Source organism: Coprococcus comes ATCC 27758 (assembly GCF_025149785.1).
In the GTDB taxonomy this organism is placed as follows: Bacteria; Bacillota; Clostridia; order Lachnospirales; family Lachnospiraceae; genus Allocoprococcus; species Allocoprococcus comes.
In genome coordinates this window covers 173,653-198,512 of record NZ_CP102277.1, presented here as the reverse complement: position 1 = coordinate 198,512, position 24,860 = coordinate 173,653, and the positions used below count along the sequence as shown (strand labels likewise).

Here is a 24,860-nt window from a genome sequence, read left to right as displayed (position 1 = left end):
CAAATCACAACAAAAAAACAACAGCCATTTATTTCTGCTGTTGTTTTTCTGATACATAATTTTTAAACACTGCCTCAATTTCCGCACCACCATCTGCTGCATTTTTTATCAGCAGTTTCCCGCCATGCCGTTCGCAGTAGATACGGCTGATATACATACCCATTCCAAAATGCTTTAAATCATCCTGCGAATTTTCATGATAAAACGCCTGTGTCACCGTATCGGTATTTTCCTGAAATCCCGTTCCGTCATCACCGATACTCATTTTCAGATCCTGCGCCGTCACTGTCAGCTTCAGCCCGACTTTCTGACTGGCATAGCGGAATGCATTGGACAACAGATTATCCGCTACTTCCATGATGATTTCCGCATCTGCGACCAGAGTTTCCGACTCTCCCACTGCCGTTACCGTGAAGTCCTTTTCTGATTTTTCTTCCATGACTTCTGCCAGCGTTTTTATCTGGCTGATCAACTGCCGGATATCCACCACGGAACAGTTTAATTCCCGTTCTTCCAGTTTCGTCATCTTCCGCATACCATCAATAAAATGGTTCATCCGTTCAATCTGAAGCATACCGCCCCTTAACATCTCCATCATTTTCTCTTGATCAAGCATATCTTCCGGAACAAATTCCAAAAGCATTTCCTGATATCCCCGCATGATTGCAAGCGGCGAGCGGATATCATGGGCAATCGCTGCACGCAGTACCCGCTCATCTTCGATCATCTGCCAAAGTCTACGGTTATTTTCTTCCAACTGCCCACGCATCCTTTCAAATTCCCTGCACAGCATCCCCATCTCGTCCTCGTTCTCATAAGCCATATGAAAATCCAGATCTTCCTCCGCAATCATCTGTGATGCCATCTTCAGTTCCTGAATCGGTCTCTTTAATTTATTTTTGTAAAACAGGCTGACCGCAATTCCACATCCGGCAAAAGAAAAAAGCAATACTCCGTACGTCTGAAGGAAATCACAGGTTTCTGAAATATGCCAGTCCATTCTGCTCATTTTACTCTGATTCGGTCTCGGTACCACTACCTCAAAATTTTCATTGCGGTCATTCATTGCCTGATAATACTCGTCCTGATCCACGTACTTCCACCAGACCTCCTCCTGTATCTGCCCGGCAATCTCAATAATTGACACAGAAAGAAAAAAAGTGACAATCAAGCTGAGTATCGTATATAAAACCATTGTCTTTTTCAAGGATAAATTTCTTATCTTTTCCATCGATACCCCATCCCCCATACTGTCTCAATGTATTCTGTCTGCGTATATTCCGCCAGTTTCTTTCTCACTCTCCGGATCAGTTCCGTAACAACACGGCTGTCACCTTCCGCATCATAACCACACACCTTTTCGTATATCCGCTCCCTGTCAAAAACCTGTCCTGGATTCATGGACAAAAACTCAATGATTGCATATTCCAGCTTCGTAAGCTCCAAATCATTTTCACCGATCTGAACCCTCTTTGCTCCATAATCAATACTGAGGTCTCCGTGGAATCTGTATTCAGACTTCCCTTTATGACGCTCCTCACGCTTCAAATGTGCAATAATACGAGCATCCAGTTCTTTCAGACTAAACGGCTTCAGTATATAGTCATCCCCACCGGATAAAAGCCCGTTTACCCTGTCCTGCTCCTCCACTTTTGCCGTCAGGAAGATAATGGGACAAGTTACTTTGCCCCGGATACGTCTGCATACTTCTAATCCGTCTATTTTAGGCATATTGATGTCCAGCAAGATAATATCCGGTTTCTTATGGATTTTTTCCAAAGCATCTGTGCCATCTTCTGCCATCATTACATCATATCGTTTGATTTCAAAATAGTTCTTTAACATCTTTAATAATTCGATGTCATCATCCACGATCAAAATTCTATATGCCACTTTTATCACCTCGTTTTATCAGTATACAACGAAAAAAACAATAAATAAACAACAAGAGAAACACTTCGAGCCGCCCATTGCCGGACGGCTCCTTTTATGCCCGAAAGCGATAACCAACACCACGTATCGTTTCTATGTAGTGCGGTGTTTCCGGATTTTCTTCTATTTTCTTTCTCAAGTTCTTAATCAGACCGTAAATTCGGTTATTCACTTCTGACTCCGCTTCCTCATAGATATGCTGATAGATCTGTTCTTTCGTGAATACCCGATTAGGAGATAACGCAAGATATAGAAGCAGATCATATTCATGTCGGGTAAGCCCCACTGTCTTATCTTCTCTGATTACACAACGCTGAAGCTGGTCTATTTCCAGACTTGGGAATCTCAACTTTTGAATGTTTACATTATCCATAAACTCTACTGTGTTTTCACAGACTAGAACCGATTTAATCTTATTCAGAATTTCTTCCTCGGAATCAGAAAACGTAAGAATCATTACTTTCCCATGGTATCACCTGCTTTTCAACCCTTCCTGATCTTTTTCAAATATCCGGAAATAGTTTATAAACATATCCCGAACGAGTTCACGTGATGTCATTTAATTTCTCTTTTATATAAAGAGGCACAATTACGCAATTTATCAGTAGCCCTCTTTTTTATCCGGATCATAAAATTTCTGCAGTAACAGCCGAAAGTTTCAATAGCTTTATCAGACGTTCGTAATACTATTTCTTCTTTAACCCATATCGACTATAACCTATATATATTAAAGGCAACAGTACAATAAATAATAAGATGTACAGAAACATCAATAACGAAATCTGACGAAATACAAACGAACCAATCTGAAAAAGAATCGGCGTCCTCACTGCATTAAAAATATTAGTCAATACAGTTGGCAGCAAATTGAAAAAAGCATCAAATGCCGGTAATACTCTTGCGATAAACGGCATCATACAAAGCAGGAAAAACGGGATACAAATCGCCAGATTCGGTGTATGCATCTTAACTGTCACCAGCATAGTCAACGCAGCACAAAACATTGTCACGATATACCCGCCCACAAGTATCAGCAAATAATATTCTCCATATGTCATAACATAAATACTGTATGGATCATCAATCTGATACGGCGTGAAAAATCCGCTTGTTCCCATTACTGCAAATGAGATAAGAGACAATACCCCCACTCCGATCCAATAGGTAACCGTTGACACAAGTATTCCCGCAAAAATCTTGTTTTTTATTGCCTTCGTTCTTCCATATTTAGTGGCAAAAAAAACATCCTCTGTTCCCGGGCGGAACTCTCCGGAAAATATACCAGCTACCAAAAAACCTATGATCACTGCCATTAACAGTACATAAGTTTGTGCGTACATTGTCATCGTAGTCCAGGAATCTTTTGCTTCGAACATAAAAGGTATTTCTATCTTTTTATAAACGCTTTCCAGATAACTTCTCTTTTCAGGTGTAGTACCATACTCTTCCACTATTTTCTTCATATTGTCCTGATAGATTGTATAGATATTCTGTAGCTGTTCATCTGAAAGCTGATATACTACACTTTCATTCCATTCTGAATCTGGAGTCATTATGCCAATTACAAAACTATAAATATCATAATATGACTGTACTGTTTTTCCATATTCTGTATTTGGTATTTCATCCGGATATTTGGCAGATATCGTCTTGTAATCATTTATTACTTCGGAAATTTTCTCCGCTGTAAGTTCCCCTTTCCATTGATTGATATTTTCAGCCAGAAGCCGTCCCGATTCAATCCCAGTGTGATTTTGCCCCTCTTCATCCACATAGCGCATACTTCCGATTGCCATACCGGAATAAATAATCGTCACCACAAGCACTGCCGCAAGCAAAACCTGATTAACCCGCTTAGAAAAGATCTTTTTCAACTCATATTTGAACATCATCTTTATCACCTGCCTTTTCTCCAAAATACAGAAGAAATGCATCCTCCAGTGTTGTCTCCACCTGTACTGCATTCCTTGCCGGCGGCGTCTTTGAAAGGACTCTTAGTTCCACTCCGTCGGCAACTGTCCTTACATTTCCAGTCAGATATTTCTTCATATAATTATTCAGTTCCCTTTTAGGAACAGTACAATTCCATACTGACATATCCATAGACAAAATAATCTCATCCGATGTTCCTGTATAGAAAAATTTTCCTTCTTTCATCAATATGATTTCATTTGCCACGTATTCGACATCTGACACAATGTGGGTAGACAGCAGGACAAGGCGGTCTTCCGACAATTCACTGACCAGATTTCGGAACCGGATTCTCTCATTCGGATCAAGACCGGCGGTTGGCTCATCCAATACTAATATCCGCGGATCATTCAACATCGCCTGAGCAATTCCGACTCTCCGGATCATTCCCCCTGATAAAGTGCGCATCTTTTTTTTTCGCTTTTCAGCCATCCCGACCTGCTCTAGCAGTTTTAAAGCCCTTTTCTTTGCCACGATGGGACGGAGTCCTTTGATGGATGCAATATACATCATGTAGTCATACACTGAAAGATCCGGATAAAACCCGTAATTCTGCGGCAGATAACCGAGTATCCCTCTATAAGATGCTCCCAAACTGAAGATATCCTTTCCATTCCACAAGATTTCTCCGCTTGTCGGATTTATCGCTGTACACAGCATCCGCATCAAAGTGGTTTTCCCCGCTCCGTTTACTCCCAATAACCCATATACACCTTTCTCCATAGAATGTGTTACGTGATCTACTGCATGTACATCTCCATAAGCTTTTGTTACATTTTTAAATTGCAGTTCCACTCGACTTCACCTCCCAGTTTATTTCGCAGTTACATTGCGATTTGTGAACACAAAAGATCAGATAACCAAACGATATGATCAGCAAGCCAACCCAGATCGGTACCGAAATTTTCTGATAAATAGAATCTGTGGACACAATCAGCGTCCAAATCAGTATGCAGGATATACTTAGAAAAACAGCAATATGCTCCATATCATTCCATTTGCTATACAATAGTCGGAAACAGATACAACAGGAAACATTAAGCGGCACTAGAAAATCTATGATGATCCGGTATGCCGAAATCTGTAGTGTATAAACTGAAATACTGAAAAAAGCTGTAATCATAACCAGATCCACTGCTGCAAATAGCAATGTCCTTGCAGCACAGATCTGGCGCAGTGAATAGAATGCCGTTTTTTCGATCTCGACTGCAGAAAATCTCCGGTTCTTCCAGATTTCAGGTACGATCATCACAGAAAACATCACCGACATAGCCCCCAGTGTCCGCTCTGTATTTGCTCCTCCATCTGAGTCCGCCAGCAGAATCCAAAGCAGAAACAGGATTCCTCCCTGCAGGGCCCACCATCTTTTCTTGATAAATTTGAACTGCTCAAATAAAAATTCGAAATATGACGCCCGTCTGTTATCCTGACGGCTCACAATGTCTGAACACTGTTCCATTACTGTGCAAACTGCCGTTTCCTGTATATATTCCTTCTGTATCAAGGATTTATACTCCTTGATTTTTCTCTGATACTGCTTCAATCTCTTCCCTCCTCCAACTGTTTTGACAGTAATTCTTTTGCTTTCGAAACACGATATTTTACAAGTGATAATTTTATATGTAATAAATCAGAAATTTCTTTTTGTTTTAACCCCTGAAAGAAAAACAAGATTGCCGTCTCTTTTATTTCTTCCGGAAGCAGATCCAACGCCCGTTCTACATCAAGCCGGATTTCTATTTCTGTCAGATTATCCTTTTCTATATCCGGCAACTGATCCAATAATATTTCCTTCTTTTTTTTATAGTAGTTTTTAATGATATTTCCCGCTATGCTGTATAGATAGCTCTTCGCCTTTCCTATTTCAGCTCCGCTCATCAGCGCTCCGAAAAACCTCACAAAAGTTTCTTGTACCATATCTTCTGCACATTCTTGATTGTGGATGTGCAGAAAGCAATATTGATAGATAAAAGAATAATATTTTTCAACAAACTGATTACCTGCATGGTTGTTGCCGTTTCTGATTTTCTGTAGTAATAAGAAGTCAGAAGTCATCTCATTCCTCCTTCCTCATTTGCCCCCTATATTTTACCCTCCTATATACTAAGACACCTAACAAGCATAAAAAGTTAGTTAAAGATAAATTATTTTTTAATTTTTATTTTAGAGTCTCGATATACTCCTCCAGACACAATCCTTTTTTCTGCATTTCCAGGGCAGCATCCACCCCTACATACCTATAATGCCAGGGTTCATTGTTCACTCCTGTAATTTCTATCTTATTATCAGGATACCTTTTAATAAAACCATATTTATATGCATTATTGGCAAGCCATGTATAAACAGCATCCGAAGAACACTTGGACGTATCCGCATTGATATCAACGGCTATCCCAAGTTCATGCTCACTTGTTCCAGGTTCGGCAACATATTCTTTCGCAAGTTTTTTTGCCTCCCCACGTGAATAGCCTTCATCCTGATACTGCTGAATTCTCTCATTCATAATATCTTTCTGATCCTGAGTTGTCCTGTACCCTTCCCTTACAAATAATTCAAGTCCCTCAGCTCTGGCATCATCAAACATCTGCTGAAGCTGAGGATAGATTCTCGAATCCACTTTTTCTCCGTTTGATAATTCTGTGAGTTCTACCTCATAATTACGGGGAACACAATAATCGTCATTTACAAGAATCAAGTTCCATCCAAAAGAAGTATCAGCTTCCCTTCTAAATAGATTGAAACTGTTAATCATCGGAATTTCACCCTGAATCGCCATATACGAAACAGCCCGCAAAAGCACAAATCCCAATATAAACACTAAAGCAACCACAGCGATTTGCTTCAAAAGTCTCTTTCGCCTGGTATACCGTTTATAACTTCTCATGTTTATCACCTTCAATCTGCTTTCAAATTTAATAATCTATATTTTATGACAATTCAGCATATAGAAAAGTTAGTTATTCGTGAAAATTATTTTTAAATTTAGAACTTGCATAACCACTACGATGTAAAAACAGTTTAGAGGCATTTATGACAGAGATTGATTTTATCTGGTTTTCGACTTTCTCCACGAAAGTGGCAAAAAATACCTGGCTACGAATTCCTTCGCTTAGGGCAAATCTGAAATCCTGAACGCTTTTATTCCTGTAGCCGACAAATTTGTCATCAACATAAGGCAAAAGCTTCATTGAGGAATCTATTTCATTTGACATATACTACATCTAGTGTTATACTGTTCTTATATCAATTATTTGTGTCAATCCGGAAAGGATTTATCACACGCAGTTTAGGTTTGAAACGTAGTCAGGAGTTTTCCTATGCCCAACAAGCAGCAGGGACTTCTGGCTTTTTTTATTTTGCAGGAAACTGCATCTATTTTGAGAATGAACATAAGCGTCATTCTCTTTTTTTATGCCTGAACGCAGGGAAAGGAGAATTACGGAAACAAATGATTCCGGAACTGGCACGCCACAAAAGAAAGGAGACTCTATGTCAGTCAAAAGAATTAAGAATCTTGTAAAACAACTCAATGAATACCGTCATGCCTACTACAATCAGGATGCCCCTCTGGTATCTGATGCCGAGTATGACCGACTCTTTGACGAACTGAAGGAACTGGAGGAACAGACTGGTTTCATCCTGTCAAATTCTCCGACACAGACGGTTGGATATTATCCGGTCAGTGAACTTGCCAAAGTCACCCATCCGATTCCACTGCTCTCGCTTGAGAAAACAAAACTGATTTCAGAGCTTTTAGATTTCATGAAAGGACAGGAAGTTCTCTTTATGCTGAAACTGGACGGTTTGACTACCAAACTCATTTACGAAGATGGCAGACTGATTCAGGCTTCTACCCGTGGAGATGGTGAAGTGGGGGAAGATATTACACACAATATCCCGGCATTTTTAAATGTACCGCTTACCATTCCACACAAAGAACGTCTGGTCATTACCGGTGAGTCTTTTATACCAACCAATGATTTTGAACGTCTGAAAGATACTCTGCGTGATGGAAATGGAAAACCTTATAAAAACGGACGTAATTTTGCTTCCGGATCAGTACGAAGTCTTGATCCGAAGAACTGTATCGGACGTTGTGTTCGCTTTCTTCCGTTCAATGTATTAGAAGGAATGGAGGATGTTCCCTTCCCGGACAGCAGAGCCTGCAAATTAGAAGGTTTAACACACCTGGGCTTTGGTTACTGCCCGTTTTTCTCAATTTCAGGAACCGGACTTTCAAAAGAATATGCGGAGAAATTCATTCAGGAATTGGTATCCACAGCAGCAAATTTACATCTTCCTATCGATGGCATTGTCATGATTTTTGACAGTCTCAGCTACTCCAAAAGCTGCGGAAAAACCGGACACCACTATAAGGACGGCCTCGCCTATAAGTTTGAGGATGATACCTACGAAACTTTCTTGCGTGAAATTGAATGGACACCGACCAGATTCGGAGAGATTGCTCCGGTCGGCATCTTCGATACCGTGGAGATTGACGGCTGTGATGTTTCCAGAGCTTCCCTTCATAATCTGACCTTTATCAAAAATCTGGAGCTTGTACCCGGATGCCGGATTCTTGTTTCCAAACGAAACATGATCATCCCACATATAGAGGATAATCTGGATCGTGGAAGGTATACCGACATCACGCCTCCGGTCTGCCCTTGCTGTGGTTCCAAAACCAGAACCTACAGCCGTAAGACCAGCGACGGTCGCACCGTAGAAACTCTGCATTGTGATAATCCGCAGTGCGACAGCCAGATCACAAGAAGGTTTGTCCATTTTGCCAGCAAGAAGGCAATGAACATCGAAGGACTGTCAGAAGCCACTTTAGAAAAATTCCTGAATCTGGGCTATCTGCACTCTTTTCAGGACATCTATCATCTGGAGGAACACCGGGAAGATATTGTGGCACTGGACGGATATGGTGAGAAATCTTTCGACCGCTTGTGGGAATCCATCAACGCCAGCCGGAGGACCAGCTTTGTCCGCTATCTGGTTTCCATGGATATTCCTATGATCGGCAGAACCAAAAGCCGGATTCTGGACACCGTATTTTCCGGAAATTTAACTGCATTTGAACAGGCGGCTGTCGGAGATTACGACTTCACTCAGTTAGAGGATTTTGGCGAAATCTTAAATCACAACATCCATTCCTGGTTTGCAGATGAAGCAAATCTTGATTTATGGAAAAACTTACAGAACGAATTCACATTTGAACAAAGAAAGGAAGAGACCATTATGACAAAAGAAAACAAATTTACAGGATGTACCATCGTAGCAACAGGGAAACTGGAGCATTTTACCAGAGACGGTATCAACGATAAGATTCTGGAGCTTGGTGCCAAACCTGGCAGCTCTGTAACAAAGAAAACCGATTACCTGATCTGCGGGGAAAAAGCCGGCAGCAAACTGGCAAAAGCCCAGAGCCTTGGTATTCCAATTCTTACAGAAGCTGAATTTTTGGAGATGATTGCATAACCATCTCTGCAATAGATGAGAATTATTTTGAGGTGTGGCTGAAAGGCCGCACCTCTTTTACAAAGGAGGAATTTATAATGAATCAAACAAATACAAGCAAGCGCATACCTACACAGATCAATGAATTTCGGGGAGATTATGCTTTTCTAAGCAATTTCTATCCGGCACCGGTCTCTTACATGGGACAAACCTATGCAAATAATGAAGCTGCTTTTCAAGCGCAGAAAACACTCTCTGCGAGAGAGCAACGCAAATTCTGTATTTTTCGGATGCATAATCCTTCTGATGCAAAGAAACTCGGCAGAGATCTTACATTACGCCCGGACTGGGAAAAAGTGAAAGTCCGGCTCATGTATGAAATCTGCATGTGCAAATTCATGCAGAACCCGGAACTCCGGGATAAACTTCTTGCAACCGGAGAGTCCACACTTATTGAAGGAAACAACTGGGGTGACTATTTCTGGGGCAAAGTCAATAACTGCGGAGAAAACCAGTTAGGAATCATCCTGATGGATGTACGTGCGAAGCTGCAGTGGAATGCAGAAACAGCGCCCAATAATATACCTCAATGTCTGCAATAAAGGAAAGGATGGTCTAATAGAATGAATGAAAATGCAAAAACAAAATTAGTGCTTGAGTATACTGGCATGGATGATTTTTCCTGTCCGGTATATAAGGACCAATTCGGAAAGTTGTGGAAGGATATTGACCTTGGCAAAGAGCCTGAACCGAATCTTTATTCTTTATCTTTTAACCATATTGATGGAGAACCTTCCCATCCCATACAGCAGGAGTACACATTTCATCCGGCTCCGTATCAAAGAAGTTCCTATGAATTCGAGTACCGGATGTTAAGTAAATTACAGTCTGACTGTGAATACTATCTGGGCTACGGAAATCGCAGTCCGTCTATCCTATGCAATCATAGCGTTCAAAACCATATTGCCCGTATGAAAGAATTATGGAATGGTTTTCCCACAGATCAGAAACCGGAATGGCTGACCTGGGAACAGCTTCTTCAGTACGAAAAAGTAATGACAGAAACCGGAATACCCGTGAAGAACTGCTCAGACTAGACAATTCATCATTTATCAGAAATTACCCTCTATATTATCCATTCATATTTTGATATAATAGGAACAGTTGAAAGAAAGGAGCATTTCCCATGTATCTGAAAAGAAAAGTTTACGATCAGCTTCTGGATTGGAAAAACGATACCGTCCACAGCACCTTGGAAGTGAATGGTGCCAGACAGGTCGGAAAAACATATATTATCAATAAATTTGCGGATGAGAACTTCAGGCACAAGATCTACATTAACCTGTTTGATTTGTCCGGCAAACAATTTATGGAATGTTACAAAAAAGCCACAGACTGGACTCCCGGTACAAAACGACCGGAGCAGCCGCTTCACGATGCTTTTAAACTCTTCGATCCGGATTTTGAAGATACCAACGATACAGTCATCATTATTGATGAAATTCAGGAATCCTCAGAGATATTCAACCGTATCCGAGAATTTACCCGCTATTTTCAAGCGCATTTCATTGTAACTGGAAGTTATCTGGGACGTGTACTGGAACCGGAATTCAAATTCTCCAGTGGAGATATTACCAGTATCCGTATTTATACCCTTTCCTTTAAAGAGTTTTTGGAAGCATTGGATGACCAGCTTTTTCAGAAATATCTATCACTTCCACTGGATCATGCAGATGACACCGTACCGGAACTATATGACGAATTAAAGAATGTTTACGACATCTATAGACAGATTGGCGGCTATCCAAAGGTTGTGGAAACATACCTTAACACAAAAGACGTGGAAGCAGCTCAAAAAGAGCTTGTTAGAATCATCCGCATTTTCTTAAACGAATCTATGCGGTACTTTGATGACATCACAGATATTAGTGTTTTTACCAACATCTTTTTAAGCATCTGCCGTATTCTGCTTCGTGAAAAGAAAGGATTAGATGAGGACAGTATAAGTGAAGAACTGCAAAAGCTCGTTACAAAGAATTACTCCAGTAATCTTTCTAAAGCAACCTGCTATCGTGCTATCAACTGGCTTTATCATTCTGGAATCATCGGTTTCTGTGGCAAAATCACAGAACTGGACATCCTGAATTTCAAACCGGGAAGCCGCTGCTTCTTCATGGATCTTGGAGTTGCATATTATTATCTCTCCAGAACTGGTGCTACTGTATCAACTATGGATGGCTCATTGAACGAAAACTATGTTTACATTAACTTGTCCAAACGCCAGGAATTCCCGGAAGAAATTATCTTTGAGACACCGGCTTTTGCTACTTATAAAGGTGGTGAAATTGATTTTGTAGCTCAGACATTGAAAACTCACATCCGCTATCTGATTGAAGTTAAAGCCGGTAAGGGAACTGCATCTACTGCCTTGAAGGCATTGGAACAGGGGAAGGCCAATAAACTACTATATCTGAAAGGTGATACCAAAGGCGGAACCGCTGGGAATGTACAAACACTTCCTATCTATCTGCTAGAACAATATCATTTTTAATCAAAGAAAGAATACTTCGAGCCGCCCATAAGGACGGCTCTTTTCATCTATATTCTTGTATATTTATTTTACTAACAGCGCATCATTCTTTGAAAGAAGATATATACAGTATTGATTCATACTGATGCCTTCTTTTTTTGAGTGTTCCGCCAGATCCCGGTGTAAGCTGCGTGGCATCCTTATTTTAAACTGTCCCGAATACTCTTCCAGGCTTCCCGGTTCGTGAATCTCAATCCCTTCTTCCAGTGCAGCTTCTAACCATGCTTTTTTTGCATCCGCTGCATTTTCAACTGCCCTTTCTATCGTCTCTCCACAGGTGATGCATCCCGGCAGTTCCGGATAAGAAACCACAAATCCACCTTCATCCTTATCTTCCACAATTTCCATGCGATAGGACATTGCCAAATAATCATTCAGTGTCTTCATCGTTTTTCGCCTCACTTTCTACAATCTGCTTTACCATTTCAACATAAATTTTCTTGATTGGTTCGTGTTTCGGTATTGTTATCGGCTGGCATCCCGCTTTACGGAATGTATAATGGCTGCTCCCACTTCTCGGAGCATTTATCTCATATCCATAACTTTCTAATACTTTTCTTAATTCATCAAAACGAAGGTCTTTCGATAATGAGCAAATTCTTGTCAATAGTTTATCCCATTTCGACATCTTTAATGCCTCCTATCTATAGTATATGTGGTGTCATATGTGGTGTCAATCTGTTTTTCATCTTTCTTGGTCAAATAAGGGATGTAGCTCTTTCTTAGCATCCGCTACAAATGCTTCTTTCCTCGCACTTACCATATATATCTTCCAGAGCATCAAATGCAGGATTTCCGCATCCACCACACTGCATTTCTTTTGAACCATGCGGACAAACGGGCAGATTACTGTATCTGACAGCTTTTCCCCTTTAAGCAGCAGCTCCCCATCCGTTCCATATACTTCATACAGACATTCCAGAATACTCCCCAGATCTGTCACAAATCGGAAGGCGGGCTTTACATATTTCATTTTGGCTTCCATCATCTATCTCCTCTACATCCGAACAGTCAGCCCGCCGAGGCGTGTCTTCGAAAGTCCCACAAGATACCAGTTCTCGTCCATTTCAATCCGAACCGGAATCCATACATCCCTTACCTTCACATCAAAGCAGTCTCCACAATGCAGTCCCCCATAATAGGATTCAATACCAAACCGGATATCATATCTTCCCATAGATGGATCATAAATCAAAGTACCTATTCTTTTTTCACTCATATTGCTTTCCTCCTGAAATTCTTTGTTCTATATAAGTAATAGGGCTTTCATTCTAGGTATTGGAAAGTTCCGGATATTTTTCATAAAAAGTTTTACGATACCGGTAAAAAGTCGAGTGTGTCATTCCCAGACTCTTCCGAAGCTGCGTCGGTGTCATTTTTCCGGAAATAACGCTCTGGAAGTTCTCGTCAAAGGTTTCCTGCTTCATCACGCTTGGTCTTCCATAATCATCCCATTCACCCCGCAATTTCTTCGCTTCTATACCTTCCCGCTGTCGCTTCTCCTTTTTCTCCAGCTCTGCCTGCGCCATAGAAGCATAAAGCTCCAGCATCATGTTATTGATTGTTTCCAGCATCATCCTTGCCATCGCATTATCCATCACAGATAAGTCCATAAGCGTAGTCGGCAGTTCCAAAACCATAAGCCGCACTCCCATGTCCTTGATCCGCTGGATCTGCTGCATGGTGTCATGCTTGTTTCTCCCCAGTCTGTCCAATTCTGTAACAATCAAAATATCTCCCAGCCGCAGGACATCCTCCACTAAAACGGTATATCTCGGACGATTAAAATTCTTCCCTGTCTCCTGATCCGTAAAAATATTCGTAAGTGCCATCTCATGCTCGTTACAGTACCGCTCAATTTCCTGTATGCCACGATCAAGATGCTGCTCCTTTGTACTGGTGCGGTGATATCCATATATCTGCATCCACATTTCTCCTTTCCCTGTCCCAAAATATCCACACTTTTGTTGGCATATCTCAAAACTGTGTGTGTAACCTTTTTAAGATATAATCCCCCTTTCCGGAACGTACTTCTAAAATGTATACATTTTGGGATATGTTTCTTTTCTATTTCTGTACGTACCAGAGCCGAAAAGTGCAACAAATATGACAAAAAACTCCCAGAGGATGTTACTCCCCTGAGAGTGGTTGAAACTTATAGCCCACACCTCGGACGGTGCGGATGTAATTCCAGTTCCGTGAATCTACTTTTAACTTTTTACGAAGCTGGCTAATGCAGCACATAACCGCATTAGCACAGTCAATCGGTTCTTCCTTCCAGACATTACGATAAATCTCCTCGTGAGAGAATACCCAGCCAGGATGTTCTGTTAGATATTTTAGTACCGTAAATTCTTTCAGACTCAATTCAATCTTTTGATCATTCATAAAAACAGTATGACAGCGAATATCTATCTGTAGGTTTTTGTCTTTGTAATGCAATTTACTTTCCTCCTAATCTGTTTCACCTTATCACAGCTAATCTAAAATGCTATTATTAGACTGCCAAAACTCAAATTCAAAACCAGAGCAATGCTTTACCTGCAAATAGTCTGGTAATAGACCAGTAGAATCGCAATAGCTGCAAGAGCCAGAAACGGCAAACACATAATTACCGGGGCAGAGTGAAGTGATAAATAAGAACCACTGATTTTTTAGCATTTCAGCCGGATATACAAGCCATCCCCATAGATTGGTGACCGTTACTGTTAAAATTACAGCACTGCCTATATATGTGGCAGCTCCTTTCCGGGTAAAGTTAAAGTCGCAGACCTTTACGACCTACGGCTTAATAGTACGAAAAGACATTAACTTTTCTGTAAAAGAATTTGATGTACTTTATATGCTATATTCTAATCCAGGGATGGCTTTTACTAAACAACAGATTTATGAAGCAGTTTGGCATGAAAAAGCAAATGGTTATTTCCACGCCGTGGAAAACACTATTTTTCAAATACGCAAGAAGATAAAAAAGTATTCCAGCGACAAGAATTACATAAAAACAGTAGTTGGATATGGGTATAAATTTGAAGTTTAATCTGCAGGATATAAGGAGCACCGGGTTTGAGGGAGATTCCCCACTAAGAAAATTTCTATGTTCTGGCTACAAAGCCGGAACATAGGTCGGCATCCATCCCTGTTTCTTCCCAATCCTGCAGACCTAATAAGAAATCAGCTAGTGACTTCTTCATCAAAAGTCTTTTTTTAGAGAAATAATCCATTTTTCAATAGCATCCGCCAAAACTATCTGCTGTTGCAATACTGCCATACCAGTCTTAGGGATTTCCGGATCATTCTCTTTCTCTCGAAGATTTTCCTCCAGATAAGTTTTTAATATTTCAATATTTTCCTCAATACTGGCAATACATGATTGTTGACTTTCAGGCGGTAACTTATCCAAATTTACAATTACTGCATTAAAATCTAAAAAAAAGTGAATGGGTTTAGAGGCTGTTTCCATCATAAGCTTTACAAATTCTTTTTCGCCTTCATCTGTTAATGAATAAACTGCTTTTTCAGGCATCTTACCTTCTTTCACAATTTCTCCTTTAATGAAGCCTTTTTCCTCCAACTGAATTGCTTTTTTGTAAATGGATGGTGTACTGATTTTTACCCATTTTGATATATTACGATATTCCACTAATTTTTGAATATCATAGGCTCCCATCGGTTCCTTTTTCAATATTCCTAACACAATTAAATCTATTGTAGCCATAGTTCACCCACTTTCTATATCCACGAAAGCTATAAAATACTTACGGTTATATATACTGTAATTTATAGTATTTGATTTTATACCTCTTGTCAAGGAAATTGCAGGATACACGCTTGACAACTACTATAAATTATAGTAGTATTCTCTCACGTAGTATACTATAATTTATACTACTATAATTTATATTCTTAATTGAAAGGAGTATTTGAAATGAACAAGAATAACAACAAAATGGATTTATTAGGAAATGCACCTGTTCCCCAAGCACTAATGGCTCTTGGTATACCGATAATGATTGGTATGCTTATTAACGCTCTCTACAATTTGGTGGATGCTTATTTCATAGGAGGACTTGGCGAGAGTCAAATGGGTGCAATTTCCATTGCGTTTCCTTTAGGACAAGTAGTTGTTGGTTTAGGTCTGATGTTTGGCAATGGTGCCGCCTCCTACTTATCAAGACTTTTAGGGCGAGGAGATAGGGAAGCTGCAAGTAAAGTCGCCAGTACTGCATTATACAGCAGTGTTTGTATTGGCGCAGTTATTATTATCGGAACTGCAATTTTTTTGAAACCTATTTTAACCATGTTAGGTGCAACAGACACGATTATGCCATACGCCCTTTCTTATGGAAGAATCTATGTTATTTCATGTATTTTCAATGTATTTAATGTAACGATGAACAATATCGTTGCAAGTGAAGGCGCCGCAAAAACAACTATGTGTGCATTATTATTAGGAGCTGTATTGAATATTGGTTTAGATCCTATTTTCATCTATACTCTCGACATGGGGGTTGCTGGTGCGGCAATCGCTACAGCAATTTCTCAAATGGCTTCTACTCTTGTATATTTAATTTATGCATTACAGAAAAAAAGCGCTTTTACATTTTCCATTAAGGAATTTTGTCCTTCTAAGCAGATCATAACTGAAATTCTGAAAATCGGTATACCCACATTGACTTTCCAGCTTCTTACAAGCCTTTCTATCGCATTCATAAACCGGGAAGCTAATATCTATGGAGATGCTGTTATCGCCGGAATGGGCGCTGTTACAAGAATCACTTCAATGGGAACTCTGGTTGTGTTCGGCTTCTTAAAAGGTTTCCAACCAATTGCCGGCTTTAGCTATGGTGCCAAAAAGTTTGATCGGCTCAGGGAAGCAATTAAAACTTCTATCTTATGGTCAACAATATTTTGTGTAGTTGTGGGATTGACAATAGCCCTATTTTCCACACAGATTATTTCGCAATTTACAGAAGGCAATACAGAGATGATTTCTGTAGGTCAAAAATCGCTAATGGCAAATGGATTTTCCTTCTTCGTATTTGGATTTTACACAGTGTATTCTTCTCTGTTTCTTGCACTTGGAAAAGGCACCGCCGGATTCGTTCTTGGGGCTTGCCGACAAGGTATTTGCTTTGTTCCGATCATTCTGTTGCTCCCATCATTCTGGGGCATAAATGGAATACTATATGCACAACCGATTGCCGATGTAATTTCTGCTATTGTTACTGTGTTTATGGCTCTACATCTTCATAAAGAACTGGCAACAACAAAAGAGCATTAAAGCATCAGGCAACATAATAGATCAACACCGTCTGCCGCTTCGAACTGAGGCAATATCACCCTTCAAAAAACAATCACTCCCAGAGGATGTTACTCCCCTGAGAGTGATTGCAGCCTTTGTTTAAGATAACTTACTCAATTATCTGGAATCTCTGGATACACTGAAGCAATGTACTTACCAGTTCCTGATACAGATCTTCATCAAATCTGCCATTCACAATCGCATTCTTAATTAAAAGCGGCTTATATATCTCTAAAATCTTCAGTACCGCATCTGCATTTCCTTCTTTTGCCTTTAAAAGTAATCGTTCAAAATTCATTAGTTTTCACCTCCCATCACCTTGCGGATCTTCCGGATTGCATAATAATAAATACCCTTGCATCGCTCCTCTGATAACCCGTTTAGCCTGCTCATTTCCTCAAAAGTACGTTCTTCAAACACATGCTGGTAAATCAGCTTCCGTTCTTCATCCCGCAGCGTATGAAGCGCTTTCATCAGTCTTTCATCTGACATCTTATTCCATTCTGGATATTTCCCCTGTGCCTCCTGCAATAAAAGCTGCTCCCTCGTTTGGTTCTCCAGCAATTCTTCGATTACAATTCTTGCCTCCATCTGTCCAATATCCTCCAACAGTTCTTCTGCATCAGCCATCTGGATTTTCTTCTCCAGATAATCATGTCGTTTTCCACGGACAAACTGTATCAGATATGCTGTAAAGTGATTTTGTATCTTTGATCCTGTATATGTTTTTTTGTTCATTTGTTTTATCCTCCGAAATTTTTTATCACGTTCCAAAAAATTCCGAGGATGGCGGTGAGCGGCAACAAAACGTGACACTGCCTTCATTTTTTCGAAAAAAAGAAAGGCTGGACCACTCTATTCGTAGTCCAGCCGATACTTCTCTTTCTATGTAATTGTGTAGGATATGCGATGATAGTATCTCATATACTGCATATTCTAACTTCTCTCCGACACATTGTATGGATAAGATTTTTTTAACAGATTCAGTTCCTCTTTGGCTTTTATCTTATGCTGTCCATTCATGTCTGTCGTACTTACTTCCATGTTTCTCTATTTGTGCATGTGTTATCCTGCTTATCATAACGCACTTTAACGCATTTCGTATAGTGTTAATCTACGATAAAATATATGCATTAAGTGAGGTGATATAGATGGTGAAAAAATTATTGGGAGATGCAGTCAGGGAAGAACGTCTCCGCCGCAATCTTTCGCAAAACAGCCTTGCGGAACAGGCAAAGATTTCTTTACGGACTGTCTCTGATATTGAAAACTATATTGGCAATCCACAGTTGGAAACACTTTATGCCTTGGCAACTTACTTACATATTTCCATAGATGCTATATTTTCTAACCAGAAAACGAACCCGGATTCTACCATGCAGCAAATCATGGCAGAACTAAATTCCTGCCCGGAGGAGCAGAAACAGCTTGCCCTTTCTACACTGCGTGGACTTCTGGATGGATTCAAGAACCTAAGTTAAGGCTCTCCCGTATCCTTCATCATCTACACATTATACAAAGACAATCTGTGAGTAATCTGTGAATAGTCTGTGAGTTTTCTGTCTATTCCCATTCTGATACAAAGAACAGGAGAGTACACTGCCATAAGCATGTGTATCTCTCCTGCTTTTTTATGCCCTGCGAAATGCACTGATAGCATCCACTACATTCTGTCTCATAGTCTGATCCATCCGCAGCGGTTCTTCTTCCATCAAATCAACTTCTGTGGGCATTTCTCTATTTATCTTAGAAACGTCCTGCCCTTCCAATACCTTTCTTACTTCTTCCCGGATGATTTGCTGCATCATTGGCCGGAGCATATCCGGTTCCATGCTTATACTGCCATTACCTGTCTCATCCGTTCTTCCCGTATATGCCAGAATTGCCGCAACGATCAGTTTTGCTTTTTTCTCTGTCGTATTCAGAAGTTCTGTCACATACACGTGATCTGGATCCGACTTATCAAAACCAATAGTGAATACAAACGGATTTTTCTTTCCCATAAAATCACACTCCAGCCTGTGTCATGCGATACAAAAGATCATATCCATCGGCATTTGCTTTCATATCCCGGATAAAGGTATGTTTTCCCAACCGGTCTGCCTGCTCCAGAAATCGTTCCAGAAGCACTGCTCCGCCGCCGATAAACACCGTATAAGTAGATTTTGTATCAATACCCCGCTCTCGGATGCTGTTCAGAAGATCGGTAACAAAATTCTGAACCATGGTTTCTACTGCCTGTACAACAGCTTCCTCATAATACTGCGTTTTTCCCTTGATGATACTGTCGATATCTGCCTCCTCCAGAAGCATGTCATATTCACTGTTAATACTGGAAATGATATCGTTATACATGGTAATCACACCTTTTTCCAGAGAATCACAATAATCCATATCCGGTCTGCCACTTCTCATCAGAAGATAATCAGAAGTAAATCCGCCAATATCAATCCCTACGACTTTCGGAATCTCACGGATTTCCATCATCCTCGTCATCATGGCTGCATAATCCTGCGGAAACGCCATTACATTCTGTATACAGAGGTGATAGACTTTATCGTTGAAGCACAGTTCCTGCACCTTCCCGTCCCCTTTGAAATAGCGTTCATATCTCTCACAAAGCTCTGCAAAATGCTTCGGCGGAAGCCCAATCGGAAGTTCCACCTGAATGACATCCTCCGGCTGGATCTGGCTTTTCTGCTCCAGCTCCATTGCAATGGCAAATAAGGTCAGAATCCAGAATCGGTTCCGGCTGTCCTGCGTCTTGTCTCTCTGGTACGGAATCCGCTTCTCACTAAGGGTATAATACTTTCCCTGATATTTCAGATACTTCTCTCCCCTGGCAGGCTTTTTGTCCTGTTCTGTCAGTCCAGTGGTAAATACAAAATTACAGGTTTTCATGTTCCGGTTCCCGTGATCCACGGCTACTCTTAATTTTTTTATCATGCTACATTCACTCCTTTGTACTTGATACTTATTCTGTACGTAGGAGATACTTAAAGTGCAACTTTTTAAAAACTATTTCCATAATTTTTCTTCCTGTATACTTCCATATCGTTGATATCATTGGTAAAACACAGTATAATGAACATATTATCAAATATGAATTTGCGGAGGAAAAGATACTGTGAAAATTACAATAGAGGAACTGCAAGAATACTTATTCGACCATTATAAAAATGGTGGGATTGACCAAAGCCTGTTTATGAAACTCGTAGAAGAAATAGGTGAAGTGGCAGAAGTACTAAATAAAAAGGCAGGTAGAAAATCTGTTGGTCAAGAGGATTTACAAACCCAATTAGGTAACGAATTAGCCGATGTGGTACACTACACTATTGCGATTGCTGCATTAAATGGAATTGATATGAATGATATTATACTCTCTAAGGATAAGGATGCATCCATAAAGTATAATCACAGAATAAATTTAGAGCAGTTTGTAATGGAACGCAGAACGAAAGATAACGACTAACAGTTCCAGTTGTTCAGGATGAATGACAGAGCAAAAAAATATGAATTTGAAGAGGTAGTGATTATGAAAAGATTGATAGCAATGGTTCTTTGTCTTTTATTTGTTATATCTTTAGCTGGTTGTGGAAAAGGAAATACAAAAAATTTAGTTATTGATTATGGGACATCATCTATATACACAAAAGATGACATGGATGAAGCTATTGATGTTATAAAGAAACAATTTAGTTCTTTTGAGGGGTGTGAATTGCACAGCCTATCTTATACATCTGATGATGCGTGCAATAATGAGGATAATATTGCCTGGATGAATGAATTGGAGGAAGCAAATGACAATAAAGAGAGTTTCACACAATGTATTTCGTTTGATAGTAGTTTCAGGTCACCTAAAAATGGAGGTGGAGCGTGGAACGCTAATGAAGAATACACATGGTCATGGTGGTTGGCGCGTAGCGAAGGCGGAACGTGGAAATTAATGACTTGGGGATATTAACGGTCGGTTCCTAAGTAACAAATAACAGTTTGTCTAAGAAAAAAAGATACCAACCATTCTCAAAAATGCTTAGTATCTTTTTTCTTTTGTTCTGTCATTGTCCTATGCTGAAAGCTTTTCCACCAATTCCGGCAGGCACTTCTCAAATAATTCCCGATATCTTCGATACCCTTCATCCCGGAGTGGACCTTGCAGTGATGTCAGAGACCAAAGGAGAAGCTCTTCCTCTTCCACAGCATACGGAGAGGTATAGACAAATTTTTTCCCGTCAAAATGCGGTTTTGATAACTTCAGTATTTCCGTAATCTCTCCTTTTGTTTCCGCCTGCATAATCATTTCCACTTTCTTCCGATGGAACTCGCAGACGATGCTCTCCAGAAATCCCTGCTTCAGATAAAATTCCGCCCTTCTATAAAGTTTTACAAGAGCCTCCACTCTTTCATCAAATAACTTGTCCTTTTCACTGACTATCATCTGTGCCAGTGCGTTTGCATGTTCCATAACCAATGCTGTTCCCATTACATTTCCTCCCATAATAAAAGCTGGCATAAGAAATTTCTTCTCACACCAGCACGATTCTTTTATTCCTCTGTGATGATCTCACTGCTTAATTTTCCATGTACCAGATAGCGATAATTCCGTCTGGAATTGACACAGGTAGACAGCGTAACTATCCGATCCGTTGCCGACAGCTCGGTGCCGGTATCATAATCCCTATAAGAAGACACCGTATCCAGAAACGTCTGAAAATCTTCCGCTTCCGGGAAATGATACCTATATCCCTCACTTCCGGTTCTTCCCGCATAGCAGGAAAAGATACGATACTTGAGGATCTTGTCCGGCAAATAGAGATAAAACTCCGGATGTTGTTCAAATAGCTCTTTGTCTTGGTACTTATCCAGAGTTCCGAACATGCTCCCGTTTTTCATATTATGCCCGTACACGATCGTATTCTGATCCGTAAAGTCCGGCTGATTATGGCAGTCCACAAAGATGCTCCCGTTGATATTGGATTCTCCCGAAAAAAGGTGATGAAGATAATATGCATTATCTTTCCCCTGTACCACCGGATAACTAATATCCAGTGCCGGAATCTGAATCCACGCTATGACATCCGGATTAACCGCTTTTAAACCTGCAAAATCAATTTCTAGATACCTATTCTTAGGTTCCTCCTTTTCTTTCTCAGACTCCGGTGATTCTTCTTCCTCTGGTTCCTGAACATATTCCTGCAGTTTCTCGTAACTTACGTCCCCTTTCTGATACTTCAGATAAGCACCAAAGAGTTTTCCTGCCGCTGCGAGAAAAACAAGCAACAGGCAGATAATGAGTCCTGCAAGAACCGTATTTCCTTTTTTTCTCATGATTGTTCTCCTTTCGGAAGAGCCGAAGTCTGTGCCCCGGTTCCTTCCTTCTGTTTGATGGCGGCTAAATAGTCATCAATCCCCTTGTGTTTCCCGTTCCACTCCCCGCTCTCGTCCATATCCCAGACCATCCGGTTCATCGGCAGGGAAAGCTCCCGGCAGATTTCATAGACCTTATTGCAGCCGTTCTGGATAATCCTCCGTTTCTCCGCCTTATGCTGGCAGATAACAGGGGAACGCTCAAAACAGACCGCACACTTACTGTCATGCTTATTGCAGGCTACTTTCATCTTCTTATCCATGTCATACGCCTCCAAAAGCTGTTTCATCCCATATCCTTTCATCCGCTCCAGCACCGGTTTCAGATTCCGGTACTGGTTCACTCCGGCAACGCACACAAAGGTAGCGCCGGACAGATAATGGGCTATGGTCCCTTTTAAGGCTCCTTCGGTCAGATAGACACGTTCTGCGGCAAGATCACCGATCACATGTACCGGACTTCCGGAGGAAACTCCCTGGTCATAATTGACACTGGACAGCCAGATATATTTTTTCGTGTCAGTCACATGATCTACCCGGATCTGAAAACCCTGGATGAACCCGTCCAAAGAAACTATGGGAATCAGGATTCCTGAGTTTTCTGCTTTGAAGTTAATCGTCCAGTTTCCGTCTGTATCCCGGTAGAATCCCGGCACGCCTTTCACCATATATCCTTCTTCTGCCAGCCTTTTGACCAGCTTCTTCATTCCAAACAGCGGGACACTCCGGTAACGCTGTGCTTCGATCTGTTCCGGTTTTAATCCTCGTCTTTGCAGATCCTCCTGATGCTTCCTGTTAAGCGTGAGCATGGACAGCATTCTCTGATACGTCCGGTGGATTTCCTCTATGGGTGCAAGCTCTGCCGTTGCCTTTTCTTCCTGTACCGGCGTTGCTTTGATATAATCCGTCCGGTATTCTCCTTTTCCTAATGCTTCCCGGATCTGCTGATTTGCTTCGGAGAGTGTAACATTGTGCAAATCCGCATAAAGCTTCAGCATCCCCCCGGACGCATCACAGCGGTTGCACCGGAATACATTCTTTTCCACATTGATATTCAGTTTTCCATGCGTCTCTCCACAAAACGGGCAGTCATAATAGTTTCCCCGCCGCTTTCTGAGATGCAGCACCTGCACCACATCCAGTATTCCATAATCAAACCCAGACATATCATAATACATCCCGGTCTCTTCCTCCTTTCCCCCGCAGAAAAAAGCTCTCTGCGGGGTTCTTCCTTAACCAGCCATCGGCATTGCTTTTTGTAAAATTACCTTTGCTGCCGCCGGAACCAGATTGTTCGGTCCGGAATATTGCTCGGCAAACCACTGGATCGTTGACGGGCTTTCAACTGCCACCTGTCCCATGGTCTTTCCGCCGTATTTTCCCTTTCCCGGAATCACAGTCCCGACTGCCATTTCATAGTTCATGTGTTTCATCAGTTCTTCTACCGGAAGGGACGTATCCAGATTCTGTAATGCTCCCTGCAGCATCTGTCCGGTCTTTGGCGGCGTAGAGGCAGCCGGAGCGGAACCGTAGCCAGGCATTTGTCCACTGCCATGGTAAATGGTGCTTCCCGCCGCCTGTGCCTGCTGATAGAACTGATTCATCATCTGCTGGCCTGCATATTCCGGCTGACCTGGCATCTCTCCATAAGTTGGCATAGGGGCATTTGGCATGACACCCGAATCCGGCATGGCTGCATTTTCCATGGCACCTGAATCCGGCATCTGTGGATTCTGATATGGAATTCCGGCATCTACCTGTGCAGGATCATTTTCCTCTCCCACATCCGCAAACTGCACACCATATCCGGCATCCGATAATGCCCTTCCTACGGCTGCTGTTTCTGCCATTTCCAGAAATTTGTCTCCAAACTTCGGGTCATCGCTCCGGAATTTCTGCGAAAAGGAATTGGCTACATAATTGTCTTCCTGATCACATTTATCCAGATAGATACGTGCTTCCACAACTGCCATGTTCTCTGTGAAAGTGATAATCCGGCTGATGATCTTTCCTGCCGGATTGACCAGACGAAACCATAGCTTCCGGTATTTCACATCCAGATAAAGCTGCTCCTCCTGCCCTTCTTCTCCAATCTTTCTTGCCAGTTCCATCGGATGGAAGCCATCCACACGGTTCAAAGCGGCAACTGCCTCTGATTTCTTATACAATAATTCTTTCATTCTCTGCTCCTTTCATTTAGAAAAGCAGACGTTCCCCTATATAAGAGTAATAGTC

The 24,860-nt window shown here is 41.1% G+C and carries 33 protein-coding genes; 9 read left to right on the top strand and 24 right to left on the bottom strand.

Going from position 1 to position 24,860, the window contains the following annotated elements:
* Positions 1-28: 28 nt before the first annotated feature.
* The 9 genes from NQ556_RS01020 to NQ556_RS00980 all read right to left on the bottom strand — a co-directional run bounded on the left by NQ556_RS01020 (position 29) and on the right by NQ556_RS00980 (position 7,115).
* The gene (locus tag NQ556_RS01020) at positions 29-1,231 is read right to left on the bottom strand and encodes a HAMP domain-containing sensor histidine kinase (RefSeq protein WP_008373940.1); all 1,203 of its coding nucleotides are present in this window, start codon (positions 1,229-1,231) and stop codon (positions 29-31) included.
* Entirely contained in the window at positions 1,219-1,893 is a 675-nt protein-coding gene (locus NQ556_RS01015; RefSeq protein ID WP_023921570.1) for a response regulator transcription factor, read from the bottom strand. The genes NQ556_RS01020 and NQ556_RS01015 overlap by 13 nt, the downstream gene beginning before the upstream one ends.
* A 94-nt stretch (positions 1,894-1,987) precedes the next feature.
* Positions 1,988-2,389, bottom strand: coding sequence for a winged helix-turn-helix domain-containing protein (locus tag NQ556_RS01010; RefSeq protein WP_008373942.1), 402 nt, complete (start codon positions 2,387-2,389; stop codon positions 1,988-1,990).
* Between the two features lie 229 nt (positions 2,390-2,618).
* The gene (locus tag NQ556_RS01005) at positions 2,619-3,824 is read right to left on the bottom strand and encodes an ABC transporter permease (RefSeq protein ID WP_117537007.1); all 1,206 of its coding nucleotides are present in this window, start codon (positions 3,822-3,824) and stop codon (positions 2,619-2,621) included.
* Complete coding sequence (locus tag NQ556_RS01000) at positions 3,808-4,698, bottom strand: ABC transporter ATP-binding protein (RefSeq protein ID WP_008373946.1); 891 nt, start codon at positions 4,696-4,698, stop codon at positions 3,808-3,810. Before NQ556_RS01000 ends, NQ556_RS01005 begins: the two co-directional genes overlap by 17 nt.
* The gene (locus tag NQ556_RS00995) at positions 4,682-5,446 is read right to left on the bottom strand and encodes a hypothetical protein (RefSeq protein ID WP_008373949.1); all 765 of its coding nucleotides are present in this window, start codon (positions 5,444-5,446) and stop codon (positions 4,682-4,684) included. The genes NQ556_RS01000 and NQ556_RS00995 overlap by 17 nt, the downstream gene beginning before the upstream one ends.
* Entirely contained in the window at positions 5,443-5,958 is a 516-nt protein-coding gene (locus NQ556_RS00990; protein WP_117470420.1) for an RNA polymerase sigma factor, read from the bottom strand. Before NQ556_RS00990 ends, NQ556_RS00995 begins: the two co-directional genes overlap by 4 nt.
* 103 nt (positions 5,959-6,061) lie before the next feature.
* Complete coding sequence (locus NQ556_RS00985; RefSeq protein ID WP_008373954.1) at positions 6,062-6,787, bottom strand: M15 family metallopeptidase; 726 nt, start codon at positions 6,785-6,787, stop codon at positions 6,062-6,064.
* Positions 6,788-6,860: 73 nt separating this feature from the next.
* The gene (locus tag NQ556_RS00980; protein WP_005333435.1) at positions 6,861-7,115 is read right to left on the bottom strand and encodes a hypothetical protein; all 255 of its coding nucleotides are present in this window, start codon (positions 7,113-7,115) and stop codon (positions 6,861-6,863) included.
* 277 nt (positions 7,116-7,392) lie between these two features.
* On the opposite strand from NQ556_RS00980, the gene ligA reads away from it, so the two are divergent.
* The 4 genes from ligA (at position 7,393) to NQ556_RS00960 (ending at position 11,917) form a co-directional block, all read left to right on the top strand.
* A complete protein-coding gene (ligA, locus tag NQ556_RS00975; RefSeq protein WP_040015507.1) occupies positions 7,393-9,387 on the top strand; it encodes an NAD-dependent DNA ligase LigA in 1,995 nt (664 codons plus the stop codon).
* A 77-nt stretch (positions 9,388-9,464) separates the two neighbouring features.
* Complete coding sequence (locus NQ556_RS00970; RefSeq protein WP_023921566.1) at positions 9,465-9,968, top strand: NADAR family protein; 504 nt, start codon at positions 9,465-9,467, stop codon at positions 9,966-9,968.
* Between the two features lie 21 nt (positions 9,969-9,989).
* On the top strand, positions 9,990-10,463 hold the full coding sequence (locus tag NQ556_RS00965; RefSeq protein ID WP_005333427.1) for an LPD11 domain-containing protein: 474 nt from the start codon (positions 9,990-9,992) through the stop codon (positions 10,461-10,463).
* Positions 10,464-10,552: 89 nt separating this feature from the next.
* Complete coding sequence (locus NQ556_RS00960; protein ID WP_008373962.1) at positions 10,553-11,917, top strand: ATP-binding protein; 1,365 nt, start codon at positions 10,553-10,555, stop codon at positions 11,915-11,917.
* 63 nt (positions 11,918-11,980) lie between these two features.
* On the opposite strand, the gene NQ556_RS00955 is transcribed toward NQ556_RS00960, so the two are convergent.
* From NQ556_RS00955 to NQ556_RS00930, 6 genes are all read right to left on the bottom strand, one after another.
* Positions 11,981-12,343: a type II toxin-antitoxin system HicB family antitoxin gene (locus NQ556_RS00955; protein ID WP_005333424.1), complete on the bottom strand. Its 363-nt coding sequence runs from the start codon at positions 12,341-12,343 to the stop codon at positions 11,981-11,983.
* The gene (locus NQ556_RS00950; RefSeq protein WP_005333422.1) at positions 12,327-12,584 is read right to left on the bottom strand and encodes a type II toxin-antitoxin system HicA family toxin; all 258 of its coding nucleotides are present in this window, start codon (positions 12,582-12,584) and stop codon (positions 12,327-12,329) included. Before NQ556_RS00950 ends, NQ556_RS00955 begins: the two co-directional genes overlap by 17 nt.
* Positions 12,585-12,641: 57 nt before the next feature.
* Positions 12,642-12,944 (bottom strand): hypothetical protein, encoded by a 303-nt coding sequence (locus tag NQ556_RS00945; RefSeq protein ID WP_008373964.1) that lies wholly within the window; start codon positions 12,942-12,944, stop codon positions 12,642-12,644.
* Between the two features lie 9 nt (positions 12,945-12,953).
* Complete coding sequence (locus tag NQ556_RS00940) at positions 12,954-13,175, bottom strand: DUF5348 domain-containing protein (protein WP_008373966.1); 222 nt, start codon at positions 13,173-13,175, stop codon at positions 12,954-12,956.
* Between the two features lie 52 nt (positions 13,176-13,227).
* The gene (locus NQ556_RS00935; RefSeq protein ID WP_023921562.1) at positions 13,228-13,881 is read right to left on the bottom strand and encodes a recombinase family protein; all 654 of its coding nucleotides are present in this window, start codon (positions 13,879-13,881) and stop codon (positions 13,228-13,230) included.
* A gap of 205 nt (positions 13,882-14,086) precedes the next feature.
* The gene (locus NQ556_RS00930) at positions 14,087-14,398 is read right to left on the bottom strand and encodes a winged helix-turn-helix domain-containing protein (RefSeq protein ID WP_023921561.1); all 312 of its coding nucleotides are present in this window, start codon (positions 14,396-14,398) and stop codon (positions 14,087-14,089) included.
* Between the two features lie 253 nt (positions 14,399-14,651).
* Between NQ556_RS00930 and NQ556_RS16605 the strand changes: the two genes are divergently transcribed.
* The gene (locus tag NQ556_RS16605) at positions 14,652-14,993 is read left to right on the top strand and encodes a winged helix-turn-helix domain-containing protein (protein ID WP_005333412.1); all 342 of its coding nucleotides are present in this window, start codon (positions 14,652-14,654) and stop codon (positions 14,991-14,993) included.
* A 153-nt stretch (positions 14,994-15,146) separates the two neighbouring features.
* Here the strand turns inward: NQ556_RS16605 and NQ556_RS00920 are convergent, their stop codons facing one another.
* Positions 15,147-15,671: a PadR family transcriptional regulator gene (locus NQ556_RS00920; RefSeq protein ID WP_005333410.1), complete on the bottom strand. Its 525-nt coding sequence runs from the start codon at positions 15,669-15,671 to the stop codon at positions 15,147-15,149.
* 210 nt (positions 15,672-15,881) lie between these two features.
* Here NQ556_RS00920 and NQ556_RS00915 point away from each other — a divergent pair, with 210 nt between their 5' ends.
* Entirely contained in the window at positions 15,882-17,237 is a 1,356-nt protein-coding gene (locus NQ556_RS00915; protein WP_005333407.1) for an MATE family efflux transporter, read from the top strand.
* A gap of 130 nt (positions 17,238-17,367) precedes the next feature.
* Here the strand turns inward: NQ556_RS00915 and NQ556_RS00910 are convergent, their stop codons facing one another.
* The gene (locus NQ556_RS00910; protein ID WP_005333406.1) at positions 17,368-17,556 is read right to left on the bottom strand and encodes a helix-turn-helix domain-containing protein; all 189 of its coding nucleotides are present in this window, start codon (positions 17,554-17,556) and stop codon (positions 17,368-17,370) included.
* Positions 17,556-17,996 (bottom strand): sigma factor-like helix-turn-helix DNA-binding protein, encoded by a 441-nt coding sequence (locus NQ556_RS00905; RefSeq protein ID WP_023921559.1) that lies wholly within the window; start codon positions 17,994-17,996, stop codon positions 17,556-17,558. The genes NQ556_RS00910 and NQ556_RS00905 overlap by 1 nt, the downstream gene beginning before the upstream one ends.
* Positions 17,997-18,409: 413 nt before the next feature.
* Between NQ556_RS00905 and NQ556_RS00900 the strand changes: the two genes are divergently transcribed.
* Positions 18,410-18,739, top strand: a complete 330-nt coding sequence (locus NQ556_RS00900; protein WP_005333402.1) for a helix-turn-helix transcriptional regulator — start codon at positions 18,410-18,412, stop codon at positions 18,737-18,739.
* A gap of 150 nt (positions 18,740-18,889) precedes the next feature.
* Here NQ556_RS00900 and NQ556_RS00895 read toward each other — a convergent pair whose 3' ends face one another.
* Positions 18,890-19,261: a hypothetical protein gene (locus tag NQ556_RS00895; protein ID WP_005333400.1), complete on the bottom strand. Its 372-nt coding sequence runs from the start codon at positions 19,259-19,261 to the stop codon at positions 18,890-18,892.
* Positions 19,262-19,265: 4 nt separating this feature from the next.
* Positions 19,266-20,204 (bottom strand): ParM/StbA family protein, encoded by a 939-nt coding sequence (locus NQ556_RS00890; protein ID WP_070097296.1) that lies wholly within the window; start codon positions 20,202-20,204, stop codon positions 19,266-19,268.
* A 181-nt stretch (positions 20,205-20,385) separates the two neighbouring features.
* Between NQ556_RS00890 and NQ556_RS00885 the strand changes: the two genes are divergently transcribed.
* Both NQ556_RS00885 and NQ556_RS00880 read left to right on the top strand, forming a co-directional pair.
* Positions 20,386-20,730 (top strand): MazG nucleotide pyrophosphohydrolase domain-containing protein, encoded by a 345-nt coding sequence (locus NQ556_RS00885; RefSeq protein WP_008373991.1) that lies wholly within the window; start codon positions 20,386-20,388, stop codon positions 20,728-20,730.
* A 63-nt stretch (positions 20,731-20,793) separates the two neighbouring features.
* Positions 20,794-21,222, top strand: a complete 429-nt coding sequence (locus NQ556_RS00880; RefSeq protein WP_021865125.1) for a hypothetical protein — start codon at positions 20,794-20,796, stop codon at positions 21,220-21,222.
* A gap of 102 nt (positions 21,223-21,324) precedes the next feature.
* Here the strand turns inward: NQ556_RS00880 and NQ556_RS00875 are convergent, their stop codons facing one another.
* The 4 genes from NQ556_RS00875 to NQ556_RS00860 are packed head-to-tail and all read right to left on the bottom strand — an operon-like array spanning position 21,325 to position 24,805.
* Positions 21,325-21,771: a hypothetical protein gene (locus NQ556_RS00875; protein WP_008373995.1), complete on the bottom strand. Its 447-nt coding sequence runs from the start codon at positions 21,769-21,771 to the stop codon at positions 21,325-21,327.
* Between the two features lie 32 nt (positions 21,772-21,803).
* Positions 21,804-22,586, bottom strand: a complete 783-nt coding sequence (gene srtB / locus NQ556_RS00870; RefSeq protein ID WP_005333383.1) for a class B sortase — start codon at positions 22,584-22,586, stop codon at positions 21,804-21,806.
* Positions 22,583-23,803 carry a CHC2 zinc finger domain-containing protein gene (locus NQ556_RS00865; RefSeq protein WP_005333381.1) on the bottom strand — a complete coding sequence of 407 codons (1,221 nt, stop codon included), beginning with the start codon at positions 23,801-23,803 and terminating at the stop codon, positions 22,583-22,585. Before NQ556_RS00865 ends, srtB begins: the two co-directional genes overlap by 4 nt.
* 54 nt (positions 23,804-23,857) lie before the next feature.
* Positions 23,858-24,805: a hypothetical protein gene (locus tag NQ556_RS00860; RefSeq protein WP_005333375.1), complete on the bottom strand. Its 948-nt coding sequence runs from the start codon at positions 24,803-24,805 to the stop codon at positions 23,858-23,860.
* Positions 24,806-24,860 lie beyond the last annotated feature (55 nt).

Coding starts and splice junctions, on each gene's coding strand:
- NQ556_RS00900 (WP_005333402.1), top strand. CDS start 18,410: ATGGTGAAAAAATTATTGGGAGATGCAGTCAGGGAAGAACGTCTCCGC.
- NQ556_RS00890 (WP_070097296.1), bottom strand. CDS start 20,204: ATGATAAAAAAATTAAGAGTAGCCGTGGATCACGGGAACCGGAACATG.
- NQ556_RS00935 (WP_023921562.1), bottom strand. CDS start 13,881: ATGCAGATATATGGATATCACCGCACCAGTACAAAGGAGCAGCATCTT.
- NQ556_RS01010 (WP_008373942.1), bottom strand. CDS start 2,389: ATGATTCTTACGTTTTCTGATTCCGAGGAAGAAATTCTGAATAAGATT.
- NQ556_RS00940 (WP_008373966.1), bottom strand. CDS start 13,175: ATGAGTGAAAAAAGAATAGGTACTTTGATTTATGATCCATCTATGGGA.
- NQ556_RS01005 (WP_117537007.1), bottom strand. CDS start 3,824: ATGATGTTCAAATATGAGTTGAAAAAGATCTTTTCTAAGCGGGTTAAT.
- NQ556_RS00980 (WP_005333435.1), bottom strand. CDS start 7,115: ATGTCAAATGAAATAGATTCCTCAATGAAGCTTTTGCCTTATGTTGAT.
- NQ556_RS00910 (WP_005333406.1), bottom strand. CDS start 17,556: ATGAATTTTGAACGATTACTTTTAAAGGCAAAAGAAGGAAATGCAGAT.
- NQ556_RS01020 (WP_008373940.1), bottom strand. CDS start 1,231: ATGGAAAAGATAAGAAATTTATCCTTGAAAAAGACAATGGTTTTATAT.
- NQ556_RS00905 (WP_023921559.1), bottom strand. CDS start 17,996: ATGAACAAAAAAACATATACAGGATCAAAGATACAAAATCACTTTACA.
- NQ556_RS00950 (WP_005333422.1), bottom strand. CDS start 12,584: ATGTCGAAATGGGATAAACTATTGACAAGAATTTGCTCATTATCGAAA.
- srtB (WP_005333383.1), bottom strand. CDS start 22,586: ATGAGAAAAAAAGGAAATACGGTTCTTGCAGGACTCATTATCTGCCTG.
- NQ556_RS00915 (WP_005333407.1), top strand. CDS start 15,882: ATGAACAAGAATAACAACAAAATGGATTTATTAGGAAATGCACCTGTT.
- NQ556_RS00875 (WP_008373995.1), bottom strand. CDS start 21,771: ATGCCAGCTTTTATTATGGGAGGAAATGTAATGGGAACAGCATTGGTT.
- NQ556_RS00960 (WP_008373962.1), top strand. CDS start 10,553: ATGTATCTGAAAAGAAAAGTTTACGATCAGCTTCTGGATTGGAAAAAC.
- NQ556_RS00865 (WP_005333381.1), bottom strand. CDS start 23,803: ATGTATTATGATATGTCTGGGTTTGATTATGGAATACTGGATGTGGTG.
- ligA (WP_040015507.1), top strand. CDS start 7,393: ATGTCAGTCAAAAGAATTAAGAATCTTGTAAAACAACTCAATGAATAC.
- NQ556_RS00895 (WP_005333400.1), bottom strand. CDS start 19,261: ATGGGAAAGAAAAATCCGTTTGTATTCACTATTGGTTTTGATAAGTCG.
- NQ556_RS00955 (WP_005333424.1), bottom strand. CDS start 12,343: ATGAAGACACTGAATGATTATTTGGCAATGTCCTATCGCATGGAAATT.
- NQ556_RS00990 (WP_117470420.1), bottom strand. CDS start 5,958: ATGACTTCTGACTTCTTATTACTACAGAAAATCAGAAACGGCAACAAC.
- NQ556_RS00860 (WP_005333375.1), bottom strand. CDS start 24,805: ATGAAAGAATTATTGTATAAGAAATCAGAGGCAGTTGCCGCTTTGAAC.
- NQ556_RS00945 (WP_008373964.1), bottom strand. CDS start 12,944: ATGATGGAAGCCAAAATGAAATATGTAAAGCCCGCCTTCCGATTTGTG.
- NQ556_RS00970 (WP_023921566.1), top strand. CDS start 9,465: ATGAATCAAACAAATACAAGCAAGCGCATACCTACACAGATCAATGAA.
- NQ556_RS00920 (WP_005333410.1), bottom strand. CDS start 15,671: ATGGCTACAATAGATTTAATTGTGTTAGGAATATTGAAAAAGGAACCG.
- NQ556_RS00985 (WP_008373954.1), bottom strand. CDS start 6,787: ATGAGAAGTTATAAACGGTATACCAGGCGAAAGAGACTTTTGAAGCAA.
- NQ556_RS00965 (WP_005333427.1), top strand. CDS start 9,990: ATGAATGAAAATGCAAAAACAAAATTAGTGCTTGAGTATACTGGCATG.
- NQ556_RS00880 (WP_021865125.1), top strand. CDS start 20,794: ATGAAAAGATTGATAGCAATGGTTCTTTGTCTTTTATTTGTTATATCT.